Source organism: Delftia sp. S65 (assembly GCF_016516495.1).
Taxonomy (GTDB): domain Bacteria; phylum Pseudomonadota; class Gammaproteobacteria; order Burkholderiales; family Burkholderiaceae_C; genus Comamonas; species Comamonas acidovorans.
The window spans coordinates 1-17,222 of sequence record NZ_JACVUR010000040.1 but is presented as its reverse complement, the minus strand read 5'-3'; the positions used below and the strand labels follow the sequence as shown (position 1 = coordinate 17,222).

Genomic DNA, 17,222 nt, shown 5'->3' with positions numbered 1-17,222 from the left:
CTTGCGCGGGAATCAGACCTTGGCCAGCGCCTGCTCCAGGTCGGCCAGCAGGTCGCTGATGTGCTCGATGCCCACGGACAGGCGCACCATGCCTTCGGTCACGCCGGCCTTGGCAAGCTCCTCGGCGTCGAGCTGGCGGTGCGTGGTCGATGCCGGGTGCGTGGCCAGGGACTTGGCGTCGCCGATGTTGACCAGGCGCGTAAACAGCTGCAGCGCATCCAGGAAGCGCGCACCGGCGGCGCGCGTGTCGCTGTCGCCGCTGCCGTTCTTGAGGCTGAAGGAGAGGATGCCCGAGGCGCGGCCGCCCAGCTGCTTCTTCACCAGGGCGTGGTCGGGGTGGTCCTGCAGGCCGGCGTAGCGCACCCATTCGATCTTGGGATGCTTTTGCAGCGTCTCGGCGATCTTCTGGGTGTTCTCGCAGATGCGGTCCATGCGCAGGGCCAGCGTCTCGATGCCCTGCAGGATGAGGAAGGCGTTGTGCGGCGACAGGGCGGCGCCGGTATTGCGCAGCGGCACCACGCGCACGCGGCCGATGTAGGCGGCCTCGCCCAGGGCCTCGGTGTAGACCACGCCGTGGTAGCTGACATCGGGCTCGTTCAGGCGCTTGAAGCGTGTCTTGTGCTCGGCCCAGGGGAACTTGCCGCTGTCCACGACGGCACCGCCCACGCTGTTGCCGTGGCCGCCGAGGTACTTGGTCAGCGAGTGCACGACGATGTCGGCGCCGTGCTCGATGGGGCGCAGCAGATAGGGGCTGGGCACCGTGTTGTCCACGATCAGCGGCACGCCATGGGCATGAGCCACGTCGGCCAGCGCGCGGATGTCGGTGACATTGCCCAGCGGGTTGCCGATGGACTCGATGAAGATGGCCTTGGTCTTCTCGTCGATGTACTGGGCGAAGCTGGCCGGGTCGCGCGGATCGGCAAAGCGCACGGTGATGCCCTGCTGCGGGAAGGTGTGGGCGAACAGGTTGTAGGTGCCGCCGTAGAGCGTGCTGGCCGAGACGATGTTGTCGCCGGCCTCGGCAATCGCCTGGATGGCATAGGTGATGGCGGCCATGCCCGAGGCCACGGCCACGGCGGCAATGCCGCCTTCCAGCGCCGCGACGCGCTTTTCCAGCACGTCGGTGGTGGGGTTCATGATGCGCGTGTAGATGTTGCCGGCCACCTTGAGGTCGAACAGGTCGGCGCCATGCTGGGCACTGTCGAAGGCGTAGGCCACGGTCTGGTAGATGGGCACGGCGGCCGACTTGGTGGTGGGGTCGGGCGAGTAGCCGGCGTGGACGGCCAGGGTTTCGATGCGCATGGAAGATTGCCTTTCTGGTGACGGCTTACGCAAGAGGGGCACGGGCGGGCCATTTGCCATGGGGAGCGGCGCGTTCCCGCATCCTGTTTGCGTAAGTCCTGAGGTTTTACTAGCGGAGGACGGTTGGCATTGTGGCGTGCCGGCCTCCGGTGCCCAACGATGCGTTGGTTACGAACATATACGCCGCAGCCCGGTTGCTCCTCTGCCACGCGCAGATATGCCTGGCCTGCCATCGCCAGAACCGTGAGTGAATGTGTATTTTTGTTAACGACGTGTTGTAACGTGACCTGATCGCTAGACTCCATCAGGGAGTTGATGGTGACGTTGACAGCAAGACATCTTCTGGCGCTGGCGGTGCCCCTGTGCACCTTGCTGCTGGCCGGCTGTTTCTATGTCTGCTGGCGGCATCTGCGTGCCCGGCGCGAGTTGCGCAGCATGTCCTTCGCCTTCACCGGCTTCAGCCTGGCGCTGCTGCTGCAGATCCTGGAGCGGCCTGCGGCCGTTCCCGTCAATGCGTTGACGACGGCCGCGCTGCAACTGTGCGCGGCCTGGTTCATCACCGAGGCCATGGCCATACGCCAGGGCGTGCGCCCGGATGCACCGCTGGCGGCCGGCTTTGGCGGCGCGGTGCTGGTGGTGCTGGGCTACTACGCCTGGGCCGTGCCCGATGCCCAGGCGCGCCAGCATGTGCTCAATTTCGGCCTGGGCCTGCAACTGGCCCTGCCGCTGTGGCGGCTGCCACGCAGGCATCCCTGCACAGGCTGGGACCGGCTGCTGCTGTGGGTGTTCGTGGTCTTTGCGCTGAGCTTTTTCGTCCGCACGCTGTGGGTGACGCCGCGTGCTGCTTCGGTATCGGCCAGCGCAGCCGGGGAATGGCTGGGCATTTCTTCCTCGTGGATGGCGCTGCAGCTGAGCCTGCTGGTGTTCGGCCTGCTGTTTGCCATGCTCTTCCTGGCCGCAGCGGTGCGCGACACCGTGCAGGAGCTGCACGAGGAGCGCGACCGCGATCCGCTGACCGGGCTGCTGAACCGGCGCGCCTTCAAGGAGGCCGTGCAGCGCCGGCTGGCCGAGCAGCCGCAGCTGTCGGCCGCCGTGCTGGTGTGCGACCTGGACCATTTCAAGCGGGTCAACGACGGCTGGGGCCATGCGGCGGGCGACGAGGTGCTGCAGCGCTTTGCGCGCCTGCTGCTGCGCAGTACGCGCCAGCAGGACCTGGTTGCACGCTTTGGCGGGGAGGAGTTCGTGGCCCTGCTGCCGCACGCCGACCCGCTGGCCGCGCAATGGATCACCCGGCGCATCCAGACCCAGCTGCGCCTGATGGGCTTCAGCGCGCTGCCCGACGACATACGCATCACGGCCAGCTTTGGCGTGGCCTGGATGGCCCAGGGCCAGACGCTGGAGCAGGCGCTGGCGCGTGCCGACGCCATGCTCTACGAGGCCAAGCGCGCAGGCCGCGACCGGGTGCGGCTGGTGCCGCAAGAGGAAGAGGCCTAGCCGGGGCTTGGCTTGCCCGGCGTGACCGGCGCCTGCAGCAGGCGTGGGGTGCGGGACGGGCGTGGCGATGAGCGCGGGGCGCTGGACTCGCGCGGTACATGTGGCTCATGTGGCTCATGCGGCTTGTGCTGCTCGTGCGACACATGCTGCTCGTGCGACACATGCGGCTCGCGCGGTGCATCCTGCTCGCGTGGCGCGTGGGGCCTGCGTGGTCCCCGCGGGCCGCTGGAGCTGCCGGGGCCGCGGGGTTCAGGCGCAGGCCTGGCGGGCCTGGCCGGGCGTTCGGCCACGGCCGGCTGGCGCTGTTCCCAGGCGGGCAGGGCGGCATGCACCATGGCGGCGCCGTGGGCGTCGTTGGCCGCGTAGTGGCGCTGGGCCAGGCTCAGCTGCGGTGCAGCCCAGTTGGAGGTGGAGATCTTCTTGGACTTGTGGAAGTTCTGCCCCAGCACCAGGGCCACGGCCGCGCGCACGCCTACCGAGCTGGCATAGCCGTGACGCTTGAACACGCGGTCCAGGTCGATCACGTTGTGCAGCGCAACGCCCAGGCGCGCGGGCAGCGCGCTGCGGTCATGGTCCAGGCCGAAACCGGCCTTGCAGATGGACTCGCTGGCCAGCACGTCGGCCGCAAGCGCGCGTGCCTGCGCATGGTGCAGCTGCAGCAGCCAGGCCTGGTCGCAGGTGGCCAACTGCACCACATGGGGGCCGGTGTCGGTCTGGTGGGCGTGGAACAGCGGCTTGCTCTCGGTGTCGAAACCGAGCACGGGAGCCGCCATCAGCGCGGCGCGTGCGGCCGCGAATTCGGCGTCGGTGGCGGGCACGAGGATGCAGCGCTCAGGCAGGGCGGCAAAAGGCGGCAGCAGGCGGCTGTCATCCTTGCTGGGAGCGTGCAGGCGGGGCATGGGAAAAGAGGGGGAAGCCGAGGCAAGCCGTCAAGTATGCCTGCACTTGCATGCCCCTCAGGCACCGGGTTTTTATCCCCGGTGCGTGTGGACGGAGTTGTGGAAAACTCCGGGTGTAACTTGCCGAATCCGCGCCCTGCAAGGCTTTCCACGGAATGCCTAAAAAATCAGCGCAGTGGCGAAAGGGCGTCGAATAAGGGTATTTGCGGATGGCTGCGCCGGACCCCGATGCAGGGTCCGGCGGCTGTTTCAAAAGGTGTCTAAAGGCCTTGATCGTTGAAGACCGGCACCCGCTTTTCCAGGCCGGCGCGCACGGCCTCGGCCTGGTTGGAGCTGCCCAGCAGGGCCTGCTGCTCCTGCGCCTCGGCCAGCAGGATGTCTGCGGGAGAAGCGGTTTCGCTGAGCTGCATCAGCCGCTTGGACGCGCGTATGGCGTGCGGGCTGCTGGCCGCGATCTGGCGGGCCAGGTGGCGCGCTTCCTCCAGCGGCGCAGCGCTCACGCGCGTGGCCAGGCCCAGGGCCACGGCCTCGGGGCCGGGCACGATGCGGCCGGTGTAGACCAGTTCGCGCAGCACATCGCCGCGCACCAGCGGCGCGGCCAGCGCGCAGCCGGCCATGTCGGGCACCAGTCCCCATTTGATTTCCATGATGGACAGCCGCGCATCATCGGCCACCAGGCGGATGTCCGCACCCAGCGCCAACTGCAGGCCGCCGCCGTAGGCCACGCCGTGCACGGCGGCGATCACGGGCACGGGCAGTTCGCGCCAGCCCCAGCAGATCTGCTGGAAGCGGTTGGCCATGCCGTGCGTGCGCGCGGCCAGGTCCGTCATGTCCGCCGTCTGCTGGCCGTCGGCAATGCCGGCCATGCTGCCCATGTCCAGGCCCGCGCAGAAGGCGCGTCCTTCGCCATGCAGCACCACGGCGCGCAACCCGGGCGTGTCCCGCAGCCGCGCCAATGCGTCGATCAGGGCGTCGAACATGGCGGGGTCCAGCGCATTCATCTTGTCGGGCCGGGCCAGGGTCACCTCGGCCACGCCGTGGTCCACCGATATGCGCACGCGTTCTTGGCTCATGGCTTGTCTCCTTGTGTCTATGCGGTTCTTTGCTGGCGGTCGGCCGCGTTGCGCGATTCGATGGCGCTGCGCGCATTCGCCCAGTCCTGGTCGCTCCAACTGGCCAGCCCGGCGAAGTTGCCGCCCGTCGCCTGGTATTGTCCGCCGTCTATGGCGATGGTCTGTCCCGTCAGGTACTCGGCCTGGCGGCTCATGAGGAAGACGGCCAGGTTGGCCAGCTCGGGCATGCGGCCGTTGCGGCCCATGGGGTTGTCGGCGCGTACATGCTCGCCGCCCTGCGGATTCAGCCGCGCGCTCATGCCTTCGGTGGGGAACAGGCCCGGCGCGATGGCGTTGAAGCGTATGCCCCGGTTGCCCCATTCCACGGCCAGCGACTGCGTCATGGCATGCACGCCCGACTTGGCCATGGCCGAGGGCACGGTGAAGGCCGAGCCGTTCCAGACCCAGGTGGTGAGGATGGACAGCACGCTGGCCTTGCGGCCCTCGGCCAGCCAGCGGCGGCCGCACTCCAGCGTGAGGTTGAAGCTGCCGCGCATGACGATGTTGGCCACGGCGTCGAAGGCGCGCATGGACAGGTCCTCGGTGCGGCTGACGAAGTTGCCGGCCGCGTTGTTGACCAGGCCCGTGAGCGCGCCGCCGTCGGCCCAGATGGCCTCGATCATCTGCTCTACGGCCTCGGGCTGGCGCACGTCGCAGGCATGGCCCACGGCCCGGCCGCCGTGCTGCTGCATCAGCTCCTGCGCTGTCTGCTCGACCACGGCGCCGCGCCGGCCGCACAGGTAGATGTCGGCGCCCATCATGAGAAAGGCCTCGGCCATGACGCGGCCCAGGCCGGTGCCACCGCCAGTGACGAGGATGCGTTCGCCCTTGAGCAGGCCGGGCTTGTAGATGAGGTCGTCGAGGGTCATGGCTGCTGTCTCCTGTGCTGCCGGGGAAGGGATAGGGGGACTGCGGCAGCGCTAGGTGCCGCCAGGGGATCAGAGCGTCAGAGCGCGCGCGATATCACTTCCTTCATGATTTCGCTGGTGCCGCCGTAGATGCGCTGCACGCGCGCATCGGCGTACATGCGGGTGACCATGTATTCGTTCATGTAGCCGTAGCCGCCATGCAGTTGCACGAGTTCGTCAAGCACGCGGCCCTGCGCTTCCGAGCCCCAGAGCTTGGCCATGGAGGCCGTGGCCGTGTCCAGCGTGCCGGCCACCAGCTGCTCCACGCAGCGGTCGATGAAGGCGCGGCCCACGGTCAGCGTGGTGGCCACCTCGGCGAGCTTGAACCGGGTGTTCTGCATGTCGGCAATGGCCTGGCCGAAGGCGCGGCGCTCGCGCACGTAGGCCAGCGTGGCCTCGTAGGCGCCTTCCATGCAGGCCAGGGCAGCCAGGCCGATGATCAGGCGCTCGTAGGGCAGGTCGCCCATGAGCTGGTAGAAGCCCTGGCCTTCGCGCCCGCCCAGCAGCGCGTCCTGCGGCACGGCCACGTCGTCGAAGAAAAGCTCCGAGGTGTCCTGGGCCTTCATGCCCATCTTGTCGAGCACGCGGCCCACGCGAAAGCCCGCGCAGTCCCGGGTCTCCACGATGAGGATGGAGGTGCCGCGCGCTCCCTGGGCCGGGTCGGTCTTGCAGACCACGAGGATCAGGCCGGCCAGCAGGCCGTTGGTGATGAAGGTCTTGCTGCCGTTGATGCGGTAGCGGCCGTCCCTGAGTTCTGCGCGCGTGCGCACGCCCTGCAGGTCCGAGCCCGCGCCGGGCTCGGTCATGGCGATGGCGCCCACCAGCTCGCCGCGCGCCATGGCGGGCAGGTACTTGCGCTTTTGCGCCTCGGTGCCATGGTTGAGCAGGTAGTGGGCCACGATGGAGTGCACGGAGTTGCTCATGCCCGAGAGGGCGCGGCGCGCCATCTCCTCGTGGATCACGGCCTCGTGGCGGAAGTCGCCGCCGCCGCCGCCGTAGTCCTCGGGGATGTCGGTGCACAGCAGGCCCAGCTCGCCGGCGCGGCGCCAGATGGCATGGCCCACGTTGCCGCGCTGGCGCGCGGCCTCGTCCTGGGGCTGCATTTCGGTTTCCAGAAAGCGCACGGCGGTGGCGCGCAGGCTTTCCAGCTCGGGGGTGCTCCAGGAGCGTGTCAGTTGCAGTGGCATGGCTTGGACCGGTGGATTGAGGGGTCCAGTTGATGCGGCGTTCGCGGCCCTGCCAGTAGGGTTCGCGCAGCTGGAATTTCTGCAGCTTGCCGGCGGCCGACAGTGGCAGCTCGGCGCGGAACTCCACCGAGCGTGGGCACTTGTAGCCCGCGATGCGTTCGCGGCAGTGGGCGATGACCTCGGCCTCGGTCAGCGGCTGGCCCTCGCGCGCGACGATCACGGCGTGCACGCGCTCGCCCCAGCGTTCGTCAGGCACGCCGATGACGGCGCACATGGCGACCTGGGGCAGCTGGGCGATGGCGTTCTCGACCTCGGCCGAGTACACGTTCTCGCCGCCGCTGACGATCATGTCCTTGAGCCGGTCCACGACGAAGAGGTAGCCGTCGGCATCCAGCCGGCCCATGTCGCCCGTGTGCATCCAGCCGTCCTTGAGCGCGGCGGCCGTCTCGGCGGGCCTGTTCCAGTAGCCCTGCATGACCATGGGGCCGCGCGCCGTGATCTCGCCCACCTCGCCAGGCGGCAGTTCGCGGCCCTCGCCATCGACGATGCGCACCTCGGCAATGGTCACGGGCCGGCCGGCCGCGCGCAGCAGGCGCTCGCGCTGCGGGCCGGGGCGGTGCTCGGCCGGGCCCATGGACACGAGGGTGGGCGACAGCTCGGTCATGCCGTAGGCCTGGGCGAAGTCGGCGCCGGGCAGCGCCTGCATGGCGCGCTCCAGCAGGCTGGCGTCTATGGGCGCCGCGCCATAGAGCATGAGGCGCAGGCTGGACAGGTCGAATTCGGCCAGGCGCGGATGCTCGATCAGCCGGCGGATCATGGTGGGCACCAGGAACAGCTCGTTCACGCCGTGCTGCTGGATGCCGGCGAGGATGGCCAGCTCGTCGAAGGCCGGCACGATGACCTGGGGCACCAGGCGCTGGGCCATGAGCAGGGCCAGGCCGCAGCCGGCCACATGGAACATGGGAGTGACCACCATGCCCACCTTCACATGCTGGCGCGGCACGTTGCTGGCATTGGACAGGGCGTTGATGAACAGGTTGTCGTGGCTGAGCATCACCCCCTTGGGCCGGCCCGTGGTGCCGCCCGTATACATCACGGCGGCCAGGTCGTTGCCGCTGCGCAGCGCGTCGGCGCAGGGCGTGGCAGCGGCCAGCAATTGCTCGTAGTGCAGAGCGCCTTCGGGCGCGGCGCCCGTGCCGCAGAACACCACGGTGCGCAGGCTGGAGGACAGCTCGCGCAGCCGGGGCACCAGGGGCGCGAAGGCATCGTCCACGAAGAGCACGCGCGTGTCGCAGTCGTCCAGCGAGTAGGCCACCTCGTGCGCGCTCCAGCGGATGTTGACGGGGTTGACCGCGGCGCCTGCCCACCAGCAGCCATAGAAGTATTCAAGGTAGCGGATGGAGTTCAGGCCCATCATGCCGACGCGGTCGCCGGGCGCCACGTCCAGCGCCCGCAGCAGGCCGGCACAGCGTTCGATGCGCTGCGCCAGCTGCGACCAGTTGGCCTGCTCTGCGCCGCAGATGGCCGCCGTGGCGCCGGCCTTTTCGCGGCGGCCCTTGTGGATGGCCTGGGTGAGATACATGGGCATGGGGTTTCCTCAGGAGCGGGCGTTCCAGGCGGCCAGCGTGTCTTGCAGGCTGGCGGCGCGCGGGGGGCGGGGCTGCTCGGGCACGCTGCGCGAAAAGCGCGGCGCCGGCGCGGGCTGGAGTACGCCGCCGGCCTCGGTGAACGTGGCGCGCGCGCGGTTGTGGGCATGCTGGGGCGCCTCGTCCCAGTCGAGCACGGGGGCGAAGCAGGCATCGCTGCCTTCCAGCAGCTCGCACCATTGCTGGCGCGTGCGCGTGCGGAACACGTCGGCCAGGCGCAGCTTGAGCAGGGGCCAGCGCGCGGCGTCCAGCTGCGCGTCGAACAGCGGGTCCTGTATGCCGCAGCGCTGGCGCAGCTCGGCGTAGAACTGCGGCTCTATCGCGCCTATGGCGATGTATTTGCCGTCGGCGCAGGCATAGGTGTCATAGAAGTGCGCGCCGCCGTCCAGCAGGTTCTCTCCGCGCTGGTTGCTCCACTGGCCCTTGGCCTTGAAGCCGTACATGAAGGCCGACAGCAGGGCCGTGCCATCGGTCATGGCCGCGTCGATGACCTGGCCCCGGCCGCTGCGCCCGGCCTCGTGCAGGGCGGCCAGCAGGCCCACGGCCAGCAGCATGCCGCCGCCGCCGAAGTCGCCCACGTAGTTGAGCGGCGGCACGGGCGCCTCCCCCGCGCGGCCGATGGCGTGCAACGCGCCGGAGATGGCGATGTAGTTGATGTCATGCCCCGCCGCATTCGCCAGCGGCCCGTGCTGGCCCCAGCCCGTCATGCGGCCGTAGACCAGGCGCGGGTTGTGCGCCAGGCAGGGCTCGGGGCCCAGGCCCAGGCGCTCCATCACGCCGGGCCGAAAGCCCTCGATGAGCAGATCGGCACGTGCGATCAGCGCCAGGGCCGAGGCCTGGCCTTCCTCGCCGCGCAGGTCGATCTCGACCTGGCTGCGGCTGCGCGTGGTGATGTCCTGTGCATCGACCGGCGTGCCGGGCCGCGCGATGCGCAGCACCTCGGCACCCATGTCGGCCAGCAGCATGGCGCAGAACGGCCCCGGGCCCAGGCCCGCGAACTCGACAACGCGCACGCCTTCAAGCGGTCCTGGCATGGAGGTCTCCTTTCAGGCCGTGGGCAGTGGATGGTTCTTGTACTGCTCGCGCAGCTTGGTCTTCAGCAGTTTTCCCGTGGCCGTGTGCGGCAGCTCGGCCACCTGCAGCACGTCGTCGGGCAGCCACCATTTGGCGATGCGCGTGGACAGGAAGTCGAGCATGGACTCGCGGCTGACGCTGTGGCCTGCGCGCGGCACCACCAGCAGCAGCGGCCGCTCCTGCCACTTGGGATGGGCCACGCCGATGATGGCGGCCTCGGCCACGCCGGGATGGCCCATGGCGGCGTTCTCCACGTCGATGGAGGAGATCCACTCGCCGCCCGACTTGATCACGTCCTTGGCGCGGTCCACCAGCTGCAGGAAGCCGTCGGCATCGATGGTGGCCACGTCGCCCGTGGTGAAGAAGCCTTCCTCATCGACGGGCGAGCCGCCTTCGCCCTTGAAGTAGCCGCTGGCGATCCAGGGGCCGCGCACGCGCAGGTGTCCCCGGGCCTGGCCGTCCCAGGGCTGGGGCCGGCCGTCGTCGTCCACGATCTTGAGGTCCACGCCCCAGACGCCGCGCCCCTGCTTGAGCTTGACCTTGACCAGTTCCTCGCCCGACAGCGCGTCGTGCCGGGGCAGCAGCTTGCTGACCACGCCGATGGGGCTGGTCTCGGTCATGCCCCAGCCCTGCACGACCTGGGCGCCGAACTGGTTCTCGAAGCGCTCCAGCATGGCGCGCGGCACGGCCGCGCCGCCGATGCCTATGCTCTTGACGCCCAGTGCGCGCGGGTCGATGTCGGGATGCGCATCCAGGTACTGGAACAGCATCAGCCACACGGTGGGCACGCCCTGCGAGAAGGTGACCTTCTCGTCGCGCATGAGCTCGTAGACGCTCTGGCCGTCCAGGTGGGGGCCGGGCAGCACCAGCCGTGCGCCGGCCATGGCCGCCGCATAGGGCGTGCCCCAGGCGTTGGCATGGAACATGGGCACGATGAGCATCACGGTCTCGCTCGCGTTCAGGCCGAAGGTGTCGGGCGCCAGCTCCATCAGCGTGTGCAGCACGGTGGAGCGGTGCGAGTACAGCACGCCCTTGGGGTGGCCCGTGGTGCCCGAGGTGTAGCACAGCGACGAGGCCGTGCGCTCGTCGAACTCGGGCCAGTCGAAGTCCTCGCTCTGGTTGCCCACCAGTTCGTCCCAGCAGTGCAGGTCGGGCAGGTCCAGCGCGGGCATGTGCACGCGCGAACTCATGCAGACATAGGTGGTCACGGTCTTCAGATGCGGTGCGAGCTTTTCCACCAGCGGCGCGAAGGTCACGTCGAAGAACAGCACCCGGTCCTCGGCATGGTTGGCGATGTATTCGATCTGCTCGGGAAACAGGCGCGGGTTGATGGTGTGCAGCACCGCGCCGCTGCCCGAGACGCCGAAGTACAGCGCCAGGTGGCGCCAGCTGTTCCAGGCCAGCGTGCCCACGCGTTCGCCAGGCTGCACGCCCAGCGACTGCAGGGCGTTGGCCACCTGGCAGGAGGCGCGGCGCATGCCGGCCCAGTCGGTGCGGTGCAGGCCACCGTCCCGGGATTCCGGCAGACGCGAGACGATCTCGGTGTGCGGGTGAAATCGCGCCGCATGCTCGATCAGCGACGAGATCATGAGCGGGCGGTCCTGCATCAGTCCTTGCAAGGCGGGCATGGGGGTGTCTCCTGTCGTTGTCCTGAAGGCCGGGGTCATTGCACGGGCGCGTAGCGGCTGCCGTCGAAGCGCACGAGCTGCATCTTCTTGATGGGGAAGAAATCGTCCCCACCGGTCTGCAGGCTGATGCCCGGGTAGAGCATGGGCAGGTCCATCTTCAGGCTGGCGGCCTGCTTCATGATGTTGGCGCGCGTGAGCTCGTCGCCGGCCTGCCTGAGCACCTGCACCAGGGTCTGGGCCTGGGAGTAGCCGATGACGTTAAGCGAATCGTTGGGGTCGCCCGCCGGGTAGAACTGCTTCATGAAGGCCAGGTAGCCGGCCAGCTCGGGCGTGCCCTGGTTGGTGGGGTCCGAGGGCTCGCGCAGGTAGCTGGCCGTCATCACGCCGCGCGCGTTGTCCAGGCCCGCAGGCTTGAGCACCGAGCTGATGGACAGCGAGACGCTGACCAGGTAGTGCGCAGGCTTCCAGCCGATGTCGGCGGCCTTGCGTATGGACTGGGCCGCGAACTTGGGCGTGCTGATGTTGATGAAGGTGTCCGCCCCCGATCCCTTGAGCGCCACCATCTGGCTGTCCACCGTGGGGTCGCCGACCTCGTAGGTCTGCTGCACGACGATGCGCTGCTTGGCCTGCTCGCCAAAGCCGTCGAGCACGCCCTTGAGGTAGTCCTTGCCGAAGTCGTCGTTCTGCATCAGGACGGCCACCTTGGCCTGGGGCCGCGTGGCCAGGATGTGCTGGGCGAAGGTGCGGCCTTCGAGCTGGTAGGTGGGCTGCCAGCCCATGGTCCAGGGGAAGTTCTTCGGATCGCCCCAGCGTGTGGCGCCCGTGGAGACGAACAGCTGGGGCACCTTGCGCTGGTTCATGTAGCGATGCACGGCCTGGTTGTGCGAGGTGCCCAGCGCGCCGAACATCAGCAGCACGCCGTCGCGCTCGACCAGCTTGCGCGTCTGCTCCACGCTCTGGGCGGGGTTGTAGGCGTCGTCGGCCGAGAGGTAGGTGATCTTGCGGCCGTTGATGCCGCCCTCGGCATTGATCTTGGCGAAGTAGGCCGCATGGGCCTTGCCGATGGTGCCGTAGGCCGACACCGGGCCCGAGTAGGGCACGAAGTTGCCGATGCGGATCTCGGTGTCGCTGGCGCCGGTGTCGTACTTCTTCTGGGCCTGGGCTGGCACCTGGGTGATGGCCGGCAGGGCCAGCGCCAGGCAGGCGATCAGGGCCCAGGGGCCCCGGGCGATGGTGTTGCGCATGGTTGTCTCCTGGCTTGCGGGCGCCGTGCCCGCTTTTCTTGTGGTGGCCGGTCCATGGTAGGAACCGGCCCGGCGCGCGCCCATCGTCGATTCCGACGAATGCATGTGCGGGCGCAGCAAGGTGCTTCGGGACGGCGTGGAAGGACGGCGCGGCGGTCAGCCCGGCTGGCGGGGCGCGAACACGGGCTCGCGCTTTTGCATGAAGGCCTGCACGCCTTCCATGAAGGCCGGCGCGCCCACCAGCTCGCGCTGGCGTTCGGCCTCGTAGTGAAGCTGCTGCTCCAGCGTGGAAGCGGCTGCGTGGTCCAGCGCGCGGCGGGCTTCCAGCACGGCGCCGGCCGGCAGCCGCGCCAGGCGTGCGGCCGTGGCCAGGGCCTGCTCGCGCAGGGCCTCGTCGTCCACGCAGGCCCAGACCAGGCCCCAGTCGGCGGCCTGCTGCGCGCCCAGCCTGTCGCCCAGCAGGGACAGGCCCAGGGCGCGCGCACGGCCCAGCCGGCGCTCGATGAACCAGGTGGTGCCCAGGTCCGGCACGATGCCCAGGCGCGGCAGGAAAGGCAGGTAGAAGTAGGCCGAGCGCGCCGCCAGCGCCACGTCGCCGGCCAGGGCCAGGCCCACGCCGGCCCCGGCTGCCGCGCCGTTGATGGCGCAGACCACGGGCACGGGCAGCTGCTGCAGGTCCAGGATGATGCGGTTGGACAACTGCTGCATGTTGTCGGCCGTCTGCGCGCCCAGCGTGCGGCCATCGGCCTGGGCCCCGCCTTGTGCCCCGCCTTGCGCCCCGCCTTGCGCGCCGCCCATGGACGACAGGTCCGCGCCCACGCAAAAGCCCCGGCCCTCGGCGATGAGCACCAGGGCGCGTAGGGAGGTGTCCTCGCGCACCTCGGCCAGCAGTTCGCGCAGACGCAGCTGCAAGGGCCTGCCCAGCGGATTCATGCGGGCGCTGTCCTGGAGGACGATGAGGGCGATCTCGCCGTTGTTGCCGTGGCGTTCCATGCGGACGGCCGGACTGGAATTCATGGGGGGACTCCTGTGGGTGGGGATGGAAAGTCAGGCACGCGGCCGCTGCCGGGGCAGGTGCAGGCCCGGCCGGCCCAGCCGGTGCAGCAGGCCCATCACGCCGCCGGGCATGGCGAACATGAAGACGATGAGCACGGTGCCGTAGACGGCCCAGGGCGCGGCCTTGGACACCTGCTCGGCCAGCCCCGGGATGAACATGATGAACAGGGCGCCGAACAGCGCGCCCCACAGCGTTCCCACGCCACCCACCACCACGCCCACCAGCAGCGAAATGGACAGGAACATGGTGAAGGAGTCGGGCGCCACGAACTGCACGGCAATGGCCGACAGCGCGCCGCCTACGCCCGTGTAGCCGGCCGAAATCGCAAAGGCCATGGACTTGCAGTGCGCGTTGTCCACGCCCATGGCCTCGGCCGCCATGGCGTGGTCGCGGATGGCGCGCAGCGCCAGGCCGCTGCCGCTGTCTATGAGGTTGCGCGCCATCCAGAACAGCAGCGCCGCCACGGCCAATGCATAGAGGTAGAACCACTGGTCGGCATCCAGCGGCAGGCCCCAGGGCGCCTCGGGCTTGGTCAGCACGATGCCGCCCACGCCGCCGGTCCAGGCCTCCAGGTGGCGGTACTTGAGCAGCTGGGGCATGGCCACGCCCAGCGCAAAGGTGGCCAGCGCCAGGTACAGCCCTTCCAGCCTGAGCGCGGGCCGCCCGAACAGGTAGCCCGCCGCCAGGCTCACCAGGCCCGCTGCAGGCACGGCCAGCCAGTAGGCCAGGCCCGCGCGGTCCATCAGGATGCCGGCCGCATAGGCGCCTATGGCGAAGAAGGCGCCATGGCCCAGCGAGATCTGGCCGCTGTAGCCCGTGAGGATGTTCAGCCCCACCAGGGCCACGGCATAGGCCAGCACCATGGTGGCCTGGAACAGCTGGTAGCCCTTGGCCACGAAGACCAGCGAGCAGGCCGCCAGCGCCAGCGCCGCGATCAGTACCGCGCCCAGGGGCAGGGGGCGGCGCGCGCTGGTGGCGGCGGCCAGTGCGTCAGACGAGGAGGCGGATCGTGTGGACATCATTGTTCTCCAGGGCGTTTGGCACAAAACTGGCGTGGCCCAAAAGCGAGGGACACCGAGCAAGGGCCTACGCCGGCCGCGCCGCCCCGCCGCGAGGGTGTCGTCCCCCTCCCGCGTAGCGAGAGAGGGGGCGCCGTGCAACGGGAAGCGGCGTAGCCGCTCAGGGGGGGGCATTGTTCAAACCCTCCTGACGACTTTGCGGCCCATCAGCCCGGCGGGCCGCACGATGAGCACGCCCACGATCAGCACCAGGGCCACAGAAAGCTTGAGTTCGGTGCCGACCACGTAGCTGCCCACCAGGTTTTCAAGCACGCCCACGATGAAGCCGCCCAGCACGGCGCCCGCGGGGCTATCGATGCCGCCCAGCAGCGCGCCCGCAAAGGCATACAGCAGCACGCCGCTCATCATGTGCGGATCGAGGAAGACCACGGGCGCCACCATCATCCCGGCCACCGCGCCGATGGCGCCGGCCAGGCCCCAGCCCAGCATCAGCATGCGCCCCACGGAGATGCCCACCAGGCGCGAGGAGGCCGGGTTCTGCGCGGCCGCGCGCATGGCCAGCCCCAGCGGCGTGAGCCGGAAGAAGGCAAACAGCAGGGCCACGATGGCCAGCGCCACGAAGATGGTGCCCACCTCGTGGGCCGACATCAGGGCGCTGCCGTACCAGGCGTCGGCCGGGAACGGGCTGGGAAACTCCTTGATGGTGTAGCCGAAGATCCAGCCGGCCAGGCTGTGGAAGACGATCAGCAGGCCGATGAAGACCACCACCTGGGCCAGGTCCGCCGCCTTGTGCATGGGGCGGATGATGGCGAACTCCACCGCCGCGCCCAGCACGAAGGACAGCGCCACCGTGGCCAGGAAGGCCCACCAGTACGGCAGCCCCGCCTGCAGCAGCGCCCAGGCGATGAAGGTGGAGAACATGGCCATCTCGCCCTGCGCGAAATTGATGTGGTGCGTGGCCTGGTAGATCATGACCAGGGCCAGCGCCACGGTGGCGTAGATGCCGCCCGTGGCCAGGCCGGCCAGCAATTGGTGGATGAAGGCGTCCATGGCCGCTACTCCCCGAGATAGGCCTGGCGCACCGCGTCGTTGCGGCGCATGGCTTCGCTGGGGCCGTGCAGCACGATGCGGCCGGTCTCCAGCAGGTAGGCGCTGTGCGCCAGCTCCAGCGCCAGGCGCGCGTTCTGCTCCACCAGCAGGATGGTCGTGCCCTGCTCGGCGTTGATGCGCCGCAGGATGCCGAAGATGTCGCGCACCACCAGCGGCGCCAGCCCGAAGGAGGGCTCGTCAAGCAGCAGCAGGCGCGGGCGGCCCATGAGGGCACGGGCAATGGCCAGCATCTGCTGCTCGCCGCCCGACAGCGTGCCGGCCTGCTGGGTGCGGCGCTCGCGCAGGCGGGGGAAGTAGCCGAACATGCGCTCCATATCGCTGCCCACGTCGGCACGGGCCGCACGCGTGGGCCGGGCCTGCGCCCCCAGGCGCAGGTTGTCCTCGGCGCTGAGCTGGGCGAAGGTGCCGCGCCCGTCGGGCACATGGCCCACGCCCTGGCGCGCGATGCGCTCGGTGCTGTGCCGGTCTATGCGTTCGCCGGCCAGGCGCACCTCGCCGCGTGTGTCCACCAGGTGGCGGCAGATGGCGCGCAGCGTGGTGGTCTTGCCCGCGCCATTGGCGCCCAGCAGGGCCGTGACGCGGCCTTCGGCCAGGTCCATGTCGATGCCGTCCAGCACGCGCACCGACCCGTAGGCCGCATGCAGTCCGCGGATTTCAAGCAGTGCCGGCATGCGCCACCTCCCTGTCCTGATCCTGCGGCTGCATGTCCGAACCCAGGTAGGCGCGGATGACTTCGGCATGGGCGCGAACCTCGCCCGGCGTGCCTTCGGCGATCTTGCGGCCGAAGTTCAGCGCCACGACCTTGTCGCTCACGCGCATGACCAGGCCCATGTGGTGCTCCACCAGCAGCACGGTCAGCCCCAGCCGGTCGCGCAGCGACAGGATCAGGTCGCCCAGGCCGGCCAGCTCCTCATGGTTGAGGCCGCAGGCCGGCTCGTCCAGCAGCAGCAACTGCGGGCGGCAGGCCAGGGCGCGCGCCAGCTCCACGCGCTTTTGCGTGCCGAAGGGCAAGTCGGCCACACGGCGCTCTGCCACGCCCGTCAGCTCCAGCAGGGCCATCAGCGACTGCGCCTGGGCGCGGGCTTCTTCCTCGCGCCGGCGCACGCCGGCCAGGCGCAGGGCGTCGCGCACAAAGCCGGCGTGCTGGTGGCTGTGCGTGCCCAGGCGCACGTTGTCTGCCACCGTCATGCTGGAAAACAGGGCCAGGTTCTGGAAGGTGCGGCCCATGCCCAGCGCGGCCATGCGGTGGCGCGCCAGCGTGGCCAGCGGCTGGCCGCGAAAGCGGATGTGGCCGGCCTGCCAGGCATACAGCCGCGACAGGCAGTTGAACAGGCTGCTCTTGCCTGCGCCGTTGGGGCCGATGAGGCCGCAGATCTGGCCTGCCGCAACATCGAAACTCACGCCGTCCAGCGCGACGATGCCGCCGAAGCGCAGCGAAACGCCTTCGATGCGCAGCAGGGGCTGCGAGTCCTGGCTCATGGCTTTCCCTCCCCCCGATGGTGGGGGGGGGGGGGGGGGGGGGGCGGGGGGGGGGGGGGGGGG

At 69.6% G+C, this 17,222-nt stretch carries 14 protein-coding genes and 1 pseudogene; 1 reads left to right on the top strand and 14 read right to left on the bottom strand.

Features of this window, described 5'->3' with window-relative positions:
- Nucleotides 1–12: 12 nt before the first annotated feature.
- Entirely contained in the window at nucleotides 13–1,302 is a 1,290-nt protein-coding gene (locus tag IAE24_RS24110) for an O-acetylhomoserine aminocarboxypropyltransferase/cysteine synthase family protein (protein ID WP_071956456.1), read from the bottom strand.
- A 315-nt stretch (nucleotides 1,303–1,617) separates the two neighbouring features.
- On the opposite strand from IAE24_RS24110, the gene IAE24_RS24105 reads away from it, so the two are divergent.
- Complete coding sequence (locus IAE24_RS24105) at nucleotides 1,618–2,796, top strand: GGDEF domain-containing protein (protein WP_013801535.1); 1,179 nt, start codon at nucleotides 1,618–1,620, stop codon at nucleotides 2,794–2,796.
- On the opposite strand, the gene IAE24_RS24100 is transcribed toward IAE24_RS24105, so the two are convergent.
- From IAE24_RS24100 to IAE24_RS24040, 13 genes and pseudogenes are all read right to left on the bottom strand, one after another.
- Nucleotides 2,793–3,695, bottom strand: a complete 903-nt coding sequence (locus IAE24_RS24100) for a 3'-5' exonuclease (protein ID WP_199961900.1) — start codon at nucleotides 3,693–3,695, stop codon at nucleotides 2,793–2,795. The two genes, IAE24_RS24105 and IAE24_RS24100, sit on opposite strands and share 4 nt — an antisense overlap.
- A 260-nt stretch (nucleotides 3,696–3,955) precedes the next feature.
- Nucleotides 3,956–4,768, bottom strand: coding sequence for a crotonase/enoyl-CoA hydratase family protein (locus tag IAE24_RS24095; RefSeq protein ID WP_013801537.1), 813 nt, complete (start codon nucleotides 4,766–4,768; stop codon nucleotides 3,956–3,958).
- A gap of 17 nt (nucleotides 4,769–4,785) precedes the next feature.
- Nucleotides 4,786–5,676, bottom strand: coding sequence for an SDR family oxidoreductase (locus IAE24_RS24090; RefSeq protein WP_063325883.1), 891 nt, complete (start codon nucleotides 5,674–5,676; stop codon nucleotides 4,786–4,788).
- Between the two features lie 77 nt (nucleotides 5,677–5,753).
- Nucleotides 5,754–6,902: an acyl-CoA dehydrogenase family protein gene (locus IAE24_RS24085; RefSeq protein WP_017406341.1), complete on the bottom strand. Its 1,149-nt coding sequence runs from the start codon at nucleotides 6,900–6,902 to the stop codon at nucleotides 5,754–5,756.
- Between the two features lie 28 nt (nucleotides 6,903–6,930).
- Nucleotides 6,931–8,490: pseudogene (locus tag IAE24_RS24080) on the bottom strand (long-chain-fatty-acid--CoA ligase); the annotation flags it as partial.
- Nucleotides 8,491–8,499: 9 nt separating this feature from the next.
- Nucleotides 8,500–9,582, bottom strand: a complete 1,083-nt coding sequence (locus IAE24_RS24075) for a CaiB/BaiF CoA transferase family protein (RefSeq protein WP_199961899.1) — start codon at nucleotides 9,580–9,582, stop codon at nucleotides 8,500–8,502.
- A gap of 12 nt (nucleotides 9,583–9,594) precedes the next feature.
- A complete protein-coding gene (locus tag IAE24_RS24070; RefSeq protein ID WP_199961898.1) occupies nucleotides 9,595–11,250 on the bottom strand; it encodes a long-chain-fatty-acid--CoA ligase in 1,656 nt (551 codons plus the stop codon).
- Between the two features lie 35 nt (nucleotides 11,251–11,285).
- Nucleotides 11,286–12,494: an ABC transporter substrate-binding protein gene (locus tag IAE24_RS24065; RefSeq protein WP_199961897.1), complete on the bottom strand. Its 1,209-nt coding sequence runs from the start codon at nucleotides 12,492–12,494 to the stop codon at nucleotides 11,286–11,288.
- Between the two features lie 156 nt (nucleotides 12,495–12,650).
- Nucleotides 12,651–13,511, bottom strand: coding sequence for an enoyl-CoA hydratase-related protein (locus tag IAE24_RS24060; RefSeq protein WP_199961896.1), 861 nt, complete (start codon nucleotides 13,509–13,511; stop codon nucleotides 12,651–12,653).
- 30 nt (nucleotides 13,512–13,541) lie between these two features.
- Nucleotides 13,542–14,570 (bottom strand): branched-chain amino acid ABC transporter permease, encoded by a 1,029-nt coding sequence (locus IAE24_RS24055; RefSeq protein ID WP_199961895.1) that lies wholly within the window; start codon nucleotides 14,568–14,570, stop codon nucleotides 13,542–13,544.
- Nucleotides 14,571–14,747: 177 nt separating this feature from the next.
- Nucleotides 14,748–15,620 carry a branched-chain amino acid ABC transporter permease gene (locus IAE24_RS24050; RefSeq protein WP_012206619.1) on the bottom strand — a complete coding sequence of 291 codons (873 nt, stop codon included), beginning with the start codon at nucleotides 15,618–15,620 and terminating at the stop codon, nucleotides 14,748–14,750.
- 5 nt (nucleotides 15,621–15,625) lie between these two features.
- Entirely contained in the window at nucleotides 15,626–16,351 is a 726-nt protein-coding gene (locus tag IAE24_RS24045; protein ID WP_034395959.1) for an ABC transporter ATP-binding protein, read from the bottom strand.
- Nucleotides 16,335–17,159 (bottom strand): ABC transporter ATP-binding protein, encoded by an 825-nt coding sequence (locus tag IAE24_RS24040; protein ID WP_199961894.1) that lies wholly within the window; start codon nucleotides 17,157–17,159, stop codon nucleotides 16,335–16,337. Before IAE24_RS24040 ends, IAE24_RS24045 begins: the two co-directional genes overlap by 17 nt.
- Between the last annotated feature and the right edge of the window lie 63 nt (nucleotides 17,160–17,222).